Origin of the sequence: Nonomuraea sp. PA05 (assembly GCF_008086045.1) — a bacterium.
Taxonomy (GTDB): Bacteria; Actinomycetota; Actinomycetes; order Streptosporangiales; family Streptosporangiaceae; genus Nonomuraea; species Nonomuraea monospora.
This window is the reverse complement of the sequence record NZ_VSEY01000001.1, coordinates 450,289-463,451: the sequence shown is the minus strand read 5'-3', so window position 1 is coordinate 463,451 and position 13,163 is coordinate 450,289. Positions and strand designations below refer to the sequence as shown.

Below are 13,163 nucleotides of genomic sequence, written 5' to 3'. Positions count from 1 at the left end.
TGTGCGGCTGTGCTGGTGCAAGAGGTCGTGGAGACGGAACGGCGGACCCGCCCCCGCCGGGTGTGGCGCAGGCGGCTGGCCGTGGCGATGGCCGTACTGTTCGCGGCGGGCACCGCGGTGCGGCTCGGCGGGCTGGAGTCGGGCGTCATCCTGGTCCCGCTGGTCTCGTTCACGCCGTACTTCGCCCTCGCCGCGCTGGTGATGCTGGCCATCGCGGCCCTCCTGCGCAGCAGGGCCGCGACAGCGATCATGCTGGCCGTGTGCGTGTGCCTGGCCTGGTGCGTGCTGCCACGCGCACTCGGCAGCAGCACCAGCGCCTCCGCGCCCGCCTCCGGCACCGCGTCCGGCACCGCGTCCGGCACCGCGTCCGGCACCGCGTCCGGCACCGACTCCGCGCCCGCCTCCCGCACCGGCACCGCGCCCGCCTCCGGCACCGGCACCGGCACCGGCACCGGCACTGGCACCGCGTCCGAGTCCGCCGCCGGCCGGACGTTGCGGGTGCTGACGGCCAACCTCAACGGCGGGCGCGGCGACGCGGCAGTGATCGTCGACCTGGTCCGCAGGCTGAACGTGGACGTCCTGAGCATCCAGGAGCTGACGTACTCGGCGCGGGACCGCCTGTCGGCCGCCGGGCTGGCGCGGTTGCTGCCGTACCACGTAGGCAGGGCCGACTACCGGGGCCCGGAGGGCAGCGGCGTGTACTCGCGCTACCCGATGACGGAGCGCACGGGCCTGTTCCAGCCGGTCGGGCACCACATGCCGGTGGTCGAGGTGGCTCTGCCCGGCGGGTCGGCCGTGGAGGTGGTGGTGGTGCACCCGGTCGCGCCCGTGCCTTCGACGGTGCCCGAGTGGGAGGCCGGGGTCGCGACCCTGCCGCCGGCGCCGTCCTCGGGGCCGCCCAGGATCCTGGCGGGCGACTTCAACGCCACCCTCGACCACGCGGTCTTCCGCCGCCTGCTGGACACCGGTTACACGGACGCGGCGGCCTCCACCGGTCAGGGGCTGACGCCCACGTGGCCGCACGGGCGTTCGCTGCCGCCGCTGGTGGCCATCGACCACGTGCTGACGGACGGGCGGGGATCCGCGGCGGCGACGCGGGTGTTCGACGTGCCGGGGTCCGATCACCGCGCCCTCTTCGCGGACCTCCGCATCCAGAGCTGACCCGCCACCTCTCCCGCTCGGACCCTGACCCGCCACTTCCCCGCTCGGACGCCGACCCGCCGCCCCTCCCCAGTCCAAGGCGACCCGCCGCCCCTCCCTCGGCCGCGCGGCGCACCGCCTGCCCGCCTGCCCGGGCGAGAAGAGGCGGCGCGCCGCGCGTACGGCATCACGGGCGGAAAGCGGTCAAGCAGCCGAAAAAGAATACGGCGATGTCCCGTTTGTTCCGGCCATGACGCGAATATGAGACTCCTGCAAAAAGTTGTTTAAGCAGGACGGGGAATTTATCGTCTACGTGCCGGCCGGCACTTTCACACCGAGGCCGGGGGTGGGCGGGAATTGTCGGTTTTGTTTCGTATGGGGGTTGCGCGAAAAATCGCGGCCGGGGTGGTCATCGCATGGGTGGCCATCGCCGTCGCGGCCGTGCTCGCGAGCGGCCCGCTGGACGACGTCCGCGTCACCAGCGGCAGCTCCATGCTGGCCAGGGGCGCCGAGTCGGCACGCGTTCTCGACCTGCTGGCCAAGCAGTCCGGCCGGGTGGTGCCCGCCCTCGTCGTCTACGAACGCCCCGGCCCGCTCCAGCGCGCCGACATCAGGGCGGCCCGGCAGGACCTGCGGCAGTTCGCGAGCGTGCCCGACGTGATCGGCATGGCGTCCGCGCCCGTGCCCAGCGCCGACGGGCGTGCGCTGCAGGTGACCGTGCTGCTGTCCGGCAAGCCGGGCGTGCTCGTCAGCCCGCTCGTCGAACGGCTGCGCCAGATCGCCGCCGAGGGCAGCCCCGCCGGGCTGATCAGCCACGTGAGCGGCGCGGGCGGCGCCGCGGCCGACTACGTCGACTCCTTCCGCCGCGTCGACGGCACGCTTCTGGCGCTGAGCCTGGCCGTGGTGCTCCTGGTGCTGCTCGCCGTCTACCGCAGCCCGGTCCTGTGGGTGATTCCCATGCTGGCCGTGGTGGTGGCCTACCTGTGCTCCGCCGCGGCGATCTACGCGCTGGCCCGCTCGGGGCTGATGACGCTGCGGGCCGCGACGCCCGAGGTGTTCACCGTGCTGGTGTTCGGCGTGGCCACCGACTACGCGCTGCTGCTCGTCGCCCGCTACCGCGAGCGGCTGCGCGCGACGGCCGACCAGGCGGCGGCGCTGAAGGACGCGCTGTCGGGCGGCATCCGCACGGTCATCGCCTCCGCGCTCACCGTGGCGGGCGGCGTCGGCTGCCTGGTGGTGGCCGACACGCACGCGCTGCGCTCCATCGGCGCGGCGGCAGCCGTCGGCATCCTCATCACCACGGCCGTGATGGTGACGCTGCTGCCCGCGCTGATGCTGCTGGGCGGGCGGCGCGCGTTCTGGCCGAGCACGCCGCGCCCCGGGGAGGTGGCGCGCGACGGGCTGTGGCGCGGCGTCGCGGGCTTCGTCGGCCAGCGGCCCCGCCTGGCCTGGGCGGGCTCCGCGCTGCTGCTGACCATGCTGTGCATGGGGCTGACCACGCTCGACACCTCGGGCATCCCGCCGTCGTCGCTGTTCACGATGCGCACCGACTCCGTGGCCGGCTACGACGCGCTGCGGCGGCACTATCCGGCCAGCGCGCCGGTCGTCGTCCTGGCCAGGCAGGACAAGAGCGCCGCCGTGGAGCGGGTGGTGCACGAGGCGGAGGGCGTGGTGGCGATGCGGCCCGGGCCGCCCGCCCCGTGGCGCACGTTCGACGTGGTGCTCGCCGCCGAGCCGAACACGCCGGACGCCCAGCGCCTGGTGGAGGACCTGCGTGGCGCGGTGCGCGGCGCGGCGGGCGGCGCGGCCCTGGTGGGCGGGTTCACCACCGAGCTGCTCGACGTGCAGAAGGCGGTCCTCGACGACGCGTTCCTCGTCGTGCCGCTGATCCTGCTGGTCGTCGGGCTGATCCTGGTCGTGCTGCTGCGCTCGCTGGTGGCGCCGCTGCTGCTGATGGGCACGGTGGTGCTGTCGTTCGCGGCCACGCTGGGCCTGTGCTCGGCGCTGTTCACCCAGTTCCTGGGCTATCCGGTGGTGGACGCGTCCTTCGCCCTGTACGCGTTCGTCTTCCTGATGGCCTTCGGCATCGACTACAACATCTTCCTGATGGCCCGCGTCCGCGAGGAGGCCGTCCGCCTGGACACCCGTGAGGCGACCCTGCACGCCCTGCGCGCCACCGGCGGGGTCATCACCGCGGCCGGGGTGGTGCTGGCGGCGGCGTTCTTCGTGCTGACCGTGCTGCCGCTGGTGCCGGTCGTGCAGCTCGGCCTGCTGGTGGCGATCGGGGTCGTCATCGACACCGTGGTCGTGCGGTCGTTCCTGGTGCCGGCGCTCGCCCACCACATGGGGCGGCGAATCTGGTGGCCCGCGCGTGCCACTTCCTGACCTCTCGCCCGAGGAGGCGCTCAGCCGCCCGCGCGGAATCGACGCGGCGTTTCGGCACGCCCCTGTCACGGGCACGGATTTCCGTGGCGGCTTTTTCGCGCGGGCCTATGGCCGCGGAGTCACATTCCGCCCCGCCGAATGGCTGATGCTGGGCTATTTCGCGATAATGGCGCTCATTGTGGTCCTGTTTCGTGGGCGCCTGGCCGACGGGCAGGCGTTGCTCGCGGGGTACGCGCTCGCGAGCCTGTTCCTGCTCGTACTGGCACAGGCCGAGCGGCGTTTCCCCCGCGTGAAGGCAGTGCGGTTCGTCCGGTTCTCCGGGCCGTTCCTCCTGCTCCCCTTCGCGTACGGCGCCGCCGCCCGCACCTCCCGCGTCCTGCACGGCCGCTACCTCGACGGCGACCTGCACGCCTGGGAGACGGCGCTGCTCGGCTTCGACCCCAACTCCGCCGTGACGGCCGCCATCGGCTCCCCGCTGACCACGGAGGTGCTGACCCTCTGCTACTTCTCCTTCTACGGCGTCTTCCTCATCCCGGCCATCCTGTACGCCTGGGGCAGGGTTCCGCTGGCCGAGCGGTACGTGTTCGCCGCGCTGGCCGTGTTCCTGCCCAGCTACCTGGGGTTCATCGCGATCCCGCTGACCGGCCCGGCCCTGGCGCTGCCCGAGCTGTTCGCCGTGCACGGCCCGTCCGGGTACGCGGTCACCGCCGTGCAGAACGAGATCATGGCCGCTTTCGACCCGCCCGGCGCGTGTTTCCCCTCGACGCACGTGGCGGGTGCCTGGATCACCCTGCTCTGCCTGCGCCGGCACGTCTCCAGGGCCGTCCGTGCCGTGCTGTGGGCGCTGACGTCAGGGCTGACGGTCGCCGTCGTGTACGACTGGTACCACTACCTCACCGACGCCGTCGCCGGGCTGGCGGTGGCGCTGGCCGTGCACGCCGTCATGGAGCGGTGCGCAGCGCGGCGAGCGCGGCCTCGAAGCCCCGGGTGAGCGTGGTGGCGGGGGCGAACCCCAGCTCGCGTACGGCGTCGTCCGGGGTGCACGTCCAGTCGGCGCGGCCCATCTCCCGGGCCTTGTCCCTGTTCAGCGCGGGGACGGCGCCCCGGGTGACGAGCTCGGCCAGGGCTGCCATCGCGTGCACGGCGGGCATCGGCAGCGGCAGTACGAGGGGGGTGCGGCAGCCGGCGGCACGGGCGAGGGCGCGGCAGATGTCGGCCATGTCGTAGGCGTTGCCGTCGCTGATGGGATACAGGCCGAGGCAGGACACAGGACTGGGGGCAGGTCGCAGGACGGGGCCGCGTTCGGCGGCGGCGAGCAGGGCCGTGCACAGGTCGTCCACGTACACCATCCCGAAGCGCCGGGGGCCGCACCCGGCCTGCACGACCACGCCCAGCCGCACCATGGGCAGCAACGCGGGCAGCAGCGCCTCCTCGCCGGGCCCGTACACGATGCCGGGCCGCAGGATGACCGCGGGCACCCGCCCCGCGTGCTCCCTGGCGACCTGCTCCCCGGCCCGCTTGCTGGCCCCGTACAGGGAGATCGCGGGGCCGGCGGCGAGCGAGGAGCACAGGACGAGGCGCGCGGGCCTGCGCTGGGCGGCCAGCGCGCGCACCAGCCGTTCGACGCCGTCACGGTTGACCGCCCGGAACCCGGCGGCGGTGCGCGCCCGCAGGGTGGCGGCCAGGTGGATCACCCGGTCGGCGCCCCGCACCGCCTCCTCGACGCCCCGCCCGGTGGCCAGGTCGCCGGGCACCACCTGGACGCCCAGCTCCCGCAGTGCCCTGGCGCGCGGCGACGGCCGGGCCAGGGCCGTGACGGTGCCGCCGCGCGCCAGGATCATGCTGGTCAGCCGCCTGCCGACGAAGCCGGTGGCGCCGGTGACCAGATATCGCGTGCCGGTGACGCCCGTGACCGGGCACCGCCTGCCGGAGCCGTCCATGACCGGGTACCGCCTGCCGGAGACGCCGGCGCCCAGGTCGTGCCCGTCGGTCACAGCTCCCGCCCGTAGATGCGGTACACCTTGGACCGGGTGCAGCCGAGCAGGGTCAGGTACCGGTTGATGGCCTGGTTGTCCTCCAGCGTCCAGCCGAGCTCCATGCCGCCGTGGTAACCGCCCGCCGCGATGGCCTCGTAGGCGCGGGCGATGACCGCGGCCTCCACGCCGTGCCTGCGCAGGGCGGGGACGACGCCGAACAGCACGCCGCGCACCCGGTCGATGCGCCGCGCCGCCAGGGTCAGCCGGACCCGGCCGATGGGCAGGCCGAAGCGGCTGAGGCGGCCTCGCGCCGCGGCGACGGCCTGGTTGAAGTCGGGCAGCACCAGCGCGACGGCCACCGGCTCGCCCGCCACCTCGGCGAGCAGGACGAGCCGCGGGTCCACGACGTCGCGCAGCCGCTGCTTGGCCGCGGCGAACTCCTCGTCCGTCATCGGCGTGAAGCCCCAGTTGCCCTGCCAGGCGCTGTCGAAGACGCGTTTCACCCCGTCGAGGTCGGCGTCGAAGCGGGCCGGGTCGAGGGATCGCACGGTGAGCCGGTGGCGCTGCTCGGCTCGCCGGGCGATGCGCAGCAGCCGCTCGTGCGGCTCCCGGCCCGCGCCGTCCCACGCCCACAGGTCCTTCACCTTGGCCAGCCCGCAGGACTCCAGCAGCTCCGGGTAGTAGGCCGGGTTGTACGGCATCATGACGCTCGGCGGCGCGTCGAACCCGTCGACCAGCACCCCGCACTCGTCGTTCATGGTGAAGTCGACCGGCCCCAGCATGGTATTCAGCCCGCGCCCGCGCAGCCACTCCGCCGCCGCTTCCAGCAGCTCGCGCGCGGCCCGGGGGTCGTCGGCGCACGTGAACTGCCCGAAGAACCCGTCATGCGTGCCGTGGACCGCGTTGTGCCGGGGGTTGTGCACGGCGGCGATCCGGCCGGTGACCCGCCCGCCGCGGCGTACGGTGAACAGCTCGGCCTCGCCGTACCGGAAGAACGGGTTGCGCCGCCGGTCGAGCAGCCGCCGGCAGTCGCCGCGCAGCGGCGGCACGAAGTGCGGATCGCCGCCGTGCAGCCGGTACGGCAGCTCGATGAACTCCGCGAGCCCGCGACGCCCTCTGACGGGCCCCCTGACGGGCTCGGCGGAACGCTGCGGCGAGAACGTGACCGGCATGGCGACCCCCTGCGACGACGGCGCGCGTCAGCCGGCCCGGACCCCGGCGCGGACCAGGACGGTCACGTCGCCGAGGGTGCGCACGTGCTTGGCGAGATCGAAGTCCACCAGGAGGTTGAAGCGGTCGCCGCTGGCCACGGCCAGCTCCGCCATGTCGAGGCTGTCGGCCTCCAGCTCCTCGCGCAGGTCGGTGTCGGGGGTGATGAGCGCCGGATCCACCGCGAGGATCTCGGCGCACAGGCCGCGCAACTGGTGGAAGATCTCGTCTTCTGTCATGCGTACGTCCTTGTCGGCTGTCGCTTGTCGGGACAATGACTGCCGGCGAGCCCCACACCAGCAGCGATTACTCTACTATCACGTTCAACCACTGTCAGCTACGATCGCCTGATGCGGAGTGAGTCGCCGGAATGCTTCGGACGGAGCCGGAAAGTGAGTGCCGCGTAGTGACGGACCCCTTCAGCAAGTGCCGTCTCCCGGAGGCCGAGACGCTGGCCTCCGCGGGCCTGTACCCCTACTACCTGCCGGTGGAGGGGCGGCCCGGCGGCGGTGAGGTGGTGGTGGGCGGCCGGCGGGTGCTGATGGCCGGCTCCAACGACTACCTGGCGCTGGCGGACGATCCGCGGCTGAAGGAGGCGGGCGCCGAGGCGCTGCACCGGCTGGGGTCGGGCAACTCGGGTTCGCGGGTGCTGAACGGCACGCTGGCCCTGCACGAGACGCTGGAAGGGGAGCTGGCCGAGTTCCTCGGGCACGAGGCCGCGATGGTGGTCACCACCGGCTACCAGGCCAATCTCGCGCTGAGCGCGCTGTTCGGGCCGCGTGACGTGCTGTTCGCCGACCGGCGCATCCACGCCTCGCTCATCGACTCCGCCCGTCTCGGCCAGGCCACGCTGCGGCGTTACCGGCACAACGACATGACCCAGCTCGCCGGCATGCTGGAGGCGGCGGACCCGCAGGCGGGGGCGATCGTGCTGACGGAGGGCATGTTCTCGGTCGGCGGCGATCTGTGCGACCTGCCGGGCATCGCCAAGCTGGCGGCGCGGCACGGGGCGCGGGTGGTGCTCGACAGCGCGCACGACGCCGGGCTGCTGGGCGCCGGCGGGCGCGGGGCGGCCGAGCACCATGGGCTGCAGTCGGCCGTGGACGTGCAGACGGTGACGTTCTCCAAGTGCTTCGGCACGCTCGGCGGGGCCGTCGCGGGGCCGCGGCACGTCGTGCAGTACCTGCGGCACAGCGCCCGGTCCGCGCTGTTCTCCGCGTCGCTGCCCCCGGCCTGCACGGCCGCCGCGCTGGCCGCCCTCGACATCATCCGCACGGAGCCGGAGCGGCGCAGGGCCGTCATGTCGGCGGCGGAACGGCTGCGTGCGGGGCTGGTGGCGCTCGGGTTCGCGCGGGCGGCGGGCGGCACCCCGACGGTCTCGCTGCGGGTGGGCGACCGGCTGACGGCCTGCCGATTCTGGGCGGGCCTGCTGGAGGAGGGGGTGCTGGCGAACGTCATGCTGCCGCCGGCCGTCCCTGAAGGTGAGGCGCTGATCCGGCTGAGCGTGACGGCGGCGCACACGAACGGGCAGGTCGATCGCATCTTGGCCGCGGTGGCCACCGTCGCCGGACGGCTCGGCCTGCTCGAAGACGCCTGACCACCTCTGCCCCGGGTCCTCCCGTTGACGAAAGGGCTTCCCTTAATTATTTTCTACCCGTTAGTTATTAAGGAGGGCCGCCATGCCGACACCGGTGCAGGACGTCCGCAGGCTGCACAGACGCCTCGTGCTGCGCACCCTGCGCGACCACGGGCCGCAGCCCCGCGCCGACCTGGCACGCCGGCTGGGCCTGTCCCCCACGACCATGACCAAGGTCGTGGCCCAGCTTCTGGACGAGGGCCTGGTGAGCGAGGGCGCCACGGACGGGCCCGGCACCCGCGTCGGGCGGCCCTCGACCGGCATCCGGCTGCGCGCCGGCGCCCGGCAGGTCATCGGCGTCCAGGTCGGCGCGGGTACCGTACGGCTCGGGCTGTGCGACCTGAAGGCCCGCGCGCGGGACGTGCGCTCGTTCGGCTTCGACCTGGCGGGCGAGCCGCCCGAACAGGTCGTGGCCCGCATCGCCGACGCCGCCGCGGCACTGGCCGGGCAGGCGGGCGACCGGCTGCTCGGCATCGGCGTCGCCGCCCCGGGCCCGGTGGACCCCGGGCAGCGCCGCAACGTGCTGTCGGTCAACCTGGGCTGGCGCGACGTCGCGTTCGCCGATCCGCTGGAACGGGCGCTGGGCGTGCCGGCGGTGGTCGATCACAACGTACGGGCGATGGCGCTGGCCGAAACCCGTTACGGCGACACGGGCGGAGCGGATCCGCTCCTGTACGTGTACGTCCGCACCGGCGTGGGCGCGGGCGTGGTGATCGGCGGGCAGCCGTTCAGGTCGGGCACCCATGGGGTCACGGAGCTGGGGCACCTGAAGGTGGTGGAGCGGGGCAGGCCGTGCGCGTGCGGCTCCACCGGCTGCCTGGAGACCGTAGTGGCGGAGCCGTACCTGGCCGAACAGGCCCGCGCCCTCCTCGGCCCGCTCATCACGGGGGGCCACAGCGGGGACGGCGCCGATCCTCTCGCCCGCCTGGCGTCCGCCGCCGCCGAGGGCGACGGGCGCGCGGACGCGGCGCTGGACGAGGTCGCCGGTCACCTCGCCACCGGCCTGGCCAGCGCGGTCAACCTGCTCAACCCTGCGCTGATCCTGCTGGGCGGCGCCTTCCGCACCGCTCCCGAGCCGATCTTCGACCGGGTCAGGCAGGCGTTGCGGGCCAGGGCGTTCCCCGTGCTGCGCGACGCCGTCCAGGTGCGGCGCGCCACCCTCGGCCCGGACGCCGGCGTGATCGGCAGCGCCGCCGTCGCCCTGGACCGGTTCTTCTACGACGCCTGAAAGACGAGGACGAAATGATCTCTCACGCTCCGCTTCCCGCGTTCGACCCGCTGGCGGGCACGGTGGTGCTCGCTCCGGAGAAGGACGAGGAGGGCTACTGGGCAGGCTGCCCCGGCGTGCTGCACGACGGTGAGCGGTTCTGGCTGACCTACCGGCGGCGGCGTCCCCGCGGGGCCGGGGCTGAGCGCGGGTGGCGCTGCGCGGTGGCGGTCAGCGACGACGGGGTGAGCTTCACCGACGTGTGGTCGGTGCACAAGGACGAGCTGCGCACGCCGTCCATGGAGCGGTTCTGCCTGACGCCCGCGGACGGGGGCGGGTTCCTGCTCTACCTGTCGTACGTGGACCCGGCCGACAACCGGTGGCGGATCGACGCGCTCGGCCCGGTGGCGCATCCGTCGGAGTTCGACGTGGCCACGGCGCGGCCGGTGCTGACCGCGGCCTCCACCGGGACCGAGGGGGTCAAGGATCCGTACGTGCTGCGGGTCGGGCCCGTCACGTACCTGTTCGCCAGCTACGCGGCGGCGCTGCCCGGGCTCGGCGGCGAGGCGCACGCCAGCGCCGACATCTACAACGTGGGCGCCACCACGCATCCCACGGGGCTGGCGACCAGCCTGGACGGCGGGGCCTGCTTCACCTGGCAGGGGGAGGTACTGGGGGTCGGCCAGGGATGGGACCGGTTCCAGGCGCGGCTCAACAGCGTGGTGGCCGTGCCGGGCGGGTTCGTGGGGTTCTACGACGGGTCGGGCTCGCACGAGGAGAACTACGAGGAGCGGTGCGGGGTCGCGGTGTCCGGTGATCTGTTCGGCTGGCGGCGGCTGTCGGGTGAGCGGCCCTGGGTGACCTCGCCGCACCGGAGCGGGTCGGTCCGGTACCTGGACGCGCTGGTGGTGGAGGGGCAGTGGTGGCTGTACTACGAGATGACCCGCGAGGACGGCGCGCACGAGCTGCGGGTGCTGCGGCTCCCGGCTGAGTGAGCGCTGCACGCGCGGCGGCGGGCTCGGAGGGGGGCGCGAAGGGGACGCGGCAGCGGGCGCGGAGGGGGGCGCGTCAGGTGCGGCGGCGGGCGCGGTAGGCGCTGGCCTTGGCGCGGTTCTGGCACGGCAGCCCGCAGAACCGCCGTGACGCGTTCCTGGTGACGTCGAAGAACACCAGCTCGCACCCGTCCGCCTCGCACGACCGCAGCCGCCGCCCCTGCCCTACCCCGATCACCATGGCCAGTGCGGTGCCGGCGTCGGCGGCCCAGGCGTCCGCCCACTCGGCGTCGGGGGCGTGGAAGGCGAGGACCGGCGGGTCGCCGTGCAGGTTGGGCACGGCGGCGTGACGCACCAGGGCCTGGTTGAGCGAGGTGACGTCGCCCGAGAAGGCGGGGTGCAGTTCGGCGGCCACCTCCGCCAGGCGGTCCACGTCCGCGGACGTCAAGGTGTGGCCCGGTGTCCAGTCCTGGCGGGTGAAGGCCTCCTCCAGCGCCGCGCGCCGGTCGGGCGGCGGCGTGACGGCCCGGCCGCGGGCCTGGGTGACGTGCAGCTCGTTCACGAGCAGGACGGCGAGCTCCGCCCACCTCCCGACATAACTGTCTATTTGCGATTGACCAGTGATGCGCCATGCCTCTATCGTCACTGGCATAGCTTATCTAGACAGTGAGGGATTCGTCATGAGCGCACCATCCAGGCTTGCCCGCCGCATGTGGCACCAACTGGAGCCGATCCACGCCGTGCTGTACTTCTCCCCGCAGGCGTTCGGGCGGGCGGCGGCGCTCGGCTACGACGTGGAGTCGCGCTGGCCCAGCTATTTCGCCTACCGCACGGCCCCGCTCGGGCGGGCCGGCGCGCGGCTGGCCACGGCCGCCTGCTACAGCTTCAGCCCGCGCATGATCGCCGAGCATTTCCCCGCCGTGTGGGAGGTGGCCGCGCCGGAGCAGGTGCTGCGGGCGCGGCTGGAGGCGGTGGACGAGACGTACCGCCACCTGCTGGGCGACCGCGTGGCGGGGCCGGCGGTGACGGAGGCGGCGGAGCTGGCCAGGCGGGTGGCCGAGAGCGTGCCGGTGGAGGGACGGCCGTTCGCGGCGGCCAACCTGGACCTGCCCTGGCCGGACGAGCCGCACCTGGTGCTCTGGCAGGCGGCCACCGTGCTGCGCGAGCACCGCGGCGACGGCCACCTGGCGGCGCTGGCCGCGGCCGGGCTGGACGGGTGCGAGTCGCTGGTGTCGTTCGCCGCGGTCGGGGCCGCGCCGGTGGAGAACTTCGCCGGGCGGGGCTGGAGCGAGCAGGAGTGGGCCGAGGCGCTGGAGCGGCTGGCCGCCCGCGGCCTGGTGAAGCCGGACGGGCAGGCCACCGAGCGCGGCAGGGCGCTGCGCGACCAGGTCGAGCGGATGACGGACGACCTGGCCTTCGAGCCGTGGCGGCGGTTCGGCGAGGAGCGGGCGGGGCGGCTGGGGCAGCTCGCCGCGCCGTTCCTCGGGGCGGTGTTCGAGGCGGGGCTGCTGCCGATGACCAGCACGCTCGGCATCGCGACCGTCCAGGTGCCCGACTGAGGCCGGCAAAACCATGCGGTCAGCAGGCCAGCAGGGTCTGTCGGGCCAGCGGGCCAGCAGGTCAGCAGTATCTGTCGGGCCAGCGGGCCAGCAGGTCAGCCGAGCCCAGCGGATCAGCCGGGTCCGGCTGGGCGGCCGGGTCAGGCGAAGCCCGGGGCGGGTTGCCAGATGCTGATCTCGGTGCCCTGGTCGTCGGTGCAGGAGCAGCCGCGCCCCGACTTGCTGTCGAGGATCTCGCCGGTGGTGCCGCCGAGCTCGCGCACCCGCTCGACGACCTTGCCGATGTCATCCACGTGGTAGTAGACGTTCGGCTGGGACGACGGCCCGCCCGCGACGAAGCCCATGGCGACGGCGGTGTTGGTGACGTGCAGGTACGTCTCGTGCTCGCGCCTGAACTCCCAGCCGAACAGCGCCCCGTAGAACGCCGCCGCCCGGTCCAGGTCCCGCACGGACAGGGTGTAGTAGCCGAGCTGGACAGCCATCCGCATACCTCCGCGATAATTGTTGCCTGAAGCGTTAACAGCCTAGCGGAAGTAGGCAACAATTAACACTAACGTTAACGAAATTGACGCGACGCTGGCGGCGCTCGCCGACCCCACCCGCCGCAAGGTGATCGACCTGCTGCGGGAGGGCCCGCGTCCCGCCGGGGAGCTGGCGCAGGCCGTCCAGATGAGCGCGCCCGCGCTCAGCAGGCACCTGCGCGTGCTGCGCGCGAGCGGGATCGTGCAGGCCGAGGCCGGCGGGGCCGACGCGCGGCTGCGCCTCTACACCCTGCGCCAGCAGCCGTTCACGGCGTTGCAGGCGTGGCTGGACCAGGTGCAGGCGTTCTGGGCCGAGCAGCTCGGCTCGTTCAAGGACCACGTGGAGCGCACCCGATGAACTCCGTGCGGGCCAGCGTCACCGTGCCCGTCGACCCGGACACCGCGTTCCGCGTCTTCACCGACGAGATCGACGCCTGGTACGTGCGGGGCCGCCACAGCTGGGTCGATCCGGCCCGCGCGGTGGGCATCCGGTTCCAGGAGGAATAGCGCTTCGCACCCGGAAAGACCCTCGGACCTG

14 protein-coding genes are annotated in these 13,163 nt (G+C 73.6%); 9 read left to right on the top strand and 5 right to left on the bottom strand.

All coding sequences use genetic code 11. The features are described 5' to 3' along the window. Nucleotides 1–9 precede the first annotated feature (9 nt). The 3 genes from FXF51_RS02430 to FXF51_RS02420 all read left to right on the top strand — a co-directional run bounded on the left by FXF51_RS02430 (nt 10) and on the right by FXF51_RS02420 (nt 4,516). Nucleotides 10–1,161 (top strand): endonuclease/exonuclease/phosphatase family protein, encoded by a 1,152-nt coding sequence (locus FXF51_RS02430; protein ID WP_148432542.1) that lies wholly within the window; start codon nt 10–12, stop codon nt 1,159–1,161. Between the two features lie 384 nt (nt 1,162–1,545). Next, nucleotides 1,546–3,525 (top strand): MMPL family transporter, encoded by a 1,980-nt coding sequence (locus tag FXF51_RS02425; protein ID WP_187414127.1) that lies wholly within the window; start codon nt 1,546–1,548, stop codon nt 3,523–3,525. Between the two features lie 178 nt (nt 3,526–3,703). Then, nucleotides 3,704–4,516, top strand: coding sequence for a phosphatase PAP2 family protein (locus tag FXF51_RS02420; RefSeq protein ID WP_187414126.1), 813 nt, complete (start codon nt 3,704–3,706; stop codon nt 4,514–4,516). Here the strand turns inward: FXF51_RS02420 and FXF51_RS02415 are convergent. Genes FXF51_RS02415 through FXF51_RS02405 form a run of 3 tightly spaced genes read right to left on the bottom strand, consistent with a single transcriptional unit; the run spans nt 4,467 to nt 6,949 of the window. Further along, a complete protein-coding gene (locus tag FXF51_RS02415) occupies nt 4,467–5,519 on the bottom strand; it encodes an NAD-dependent epimerase/dehydratase family protein (RefSeq protein ID WP_222871082.1) in 1,053 nt (350 codons plus the stop codon). The two genes, FXF51_RS02420 and FXF51_RS02415, sit on opposite strands and share 50 nt — an antisense overlap. Next, entirely contained in the window at nt 5,516–6,673 is a 1,158-nt protein-coding gene (locus tag FXF51_RS02410) for a hypothetical protein (RefSeq protein WP_222871081.1), read from the bottom strand. The genes FXF51_RS02415 and FXF51_RS02410 overlap by 4 nt, the downstream gene beginning before the upstream one ends. A gap of 27 nt (nt 6,674–6,700) precedes the next feature. Beyond that, entirely contained in the window at nt 6,701–6,949 is a 249-nt protein-coding gene (locus FXF51_RS02405) for an acyl carrier protein (protein ID WP_148432539.1), read from the bottom strand. Nucleotides 6,950–7,116: 167 nt separating this feature from the next. Between FXF51_RS02405 and FXF51_RS02400 the strand changes: the two genes are divergently transcribed. The 3 genes from FXF51_RS02400 to FXF51_RS02390 all read left to right on the top strand — a co-directional run bounded on the left by FXF51_RS02400 (nt 7,117) and on the right by FXF51_RS02390 (nt 10,548). Continuing rightward, nucleotides 7,117–8,307, top strand: a complete 1,191-nt coding sequence (locus tag FXF51_RS02400) for an aminotransferase class I/II-fold pyridoxal phosphate-dependent enzyme (protein WP_187414125.1) — start codon at nt 7,117–7,119, stop codon at nt 8,305–8,307. Between the two features lie 82 nt (nt 8,308–8,389). Next, on the top strand, nt 8,390–9,574 hold the full coding sequence (locus FXF51_RS02395; RefSeq protein ID WP_148432537.1) for an ROK family transcriptional regulator: 1,185 nt from the start codon (nt 8,390–8,392) through the stop codon (nt 9,572–9,574). A 14-nt stretch (nt 9,575–9,588) separates the two neighbouring features. Continuing rightward, nucleotides 9,589–10,548, top strand: coding sequence for a hypothetical protein (locus FXF51_RS02390; RefSeq protein WP_148432536.1), 960 nt, complete (start codon nt 9,589–9,591; stop codon nt 10,546–10,548). 73 nt (nt 10,549–10,621) lie between these two features. Here FXF51_RS02390 and FXF51_RS02380 read toward each other — a convergent pair whose 3' ends face one another. Beyond that, nucleotides 10,622–11,107 (bottom strand): CGNR zinc finger domain-containing protein, encoded by a 486-nt coding sequence (locus FXF51_RS02380; RefSeq protein ID WP_148432535.1) that lies wholly within the window; start codon nt 11,105–11,107, stop codon nt 10,622–10,624. Between the two features lie 118 nt (nt 11,108–11,225). Here FXF51_RS02380 and FXF51_RS02375 point away from each other — a divergent pair, with 118 nt between their 5' ends. Then, nucleotides 11,226–12,104, top strand: a complete 879-nt coding sequence (locus FXF51_RS02375; RefSeq protein WP_148432534.1) for an SCO6745 family protein — start codon at nt 11,226–11,228, stop codon at nt 12,102–12,104. A gap of 140 nt (nt 12,105–12,244) precedes the next feature. Here FXF51_RS02375 and FXF51_RS02370 read toward each other — a convergent pair whose 3' ends face one another. Next, on the bottom strand, nt 12,245–12,586 hold the full coding sequence (locus FXF51_RS02370; protein ID WP_187414124.1) for a VOC family protein: 342 nt from the start codon (nt 12,584–12,586) through the stop codon (nt 12,245–12,247). 61 nt (nt 12,587–12,647) lie between these two features. Between FXF51_RS02370 and FXF51_RS02365 the strand changes: the two genes are divergently transcribed. Both FXF51_RS02365 and FXF51_RS60450 read left to right on the top strand, forming a co-directional pair. After that, nucleotides 12,648–12,983, top strand: coding sequence for an ArsR/SmtB family transcription factor (locus tag FXF51_RS02365; protein WP_148432532.1), 336 nt, complete (start codon nt 12,648–12,650; stop codon nt 12,981–12,983). Then, nucleotides 12,980–13,132: a hypothetical protein gene (locus tag FXF51_RS60450; protein WP_187414123.1), complete on the top strand. Its 153-nt coding sequence runs from the start codon at nt 12,980–12,982 to the stop codon at nt 13,130–13,132. The genes FXF51_RS02365 and FXF51_RS60450 overlap by 4 nt, the downstream gene beginning before the upstream one ends. The last annotated feature ends 31 nt before the right edge of the window (nt 13,133–13,163 follow it).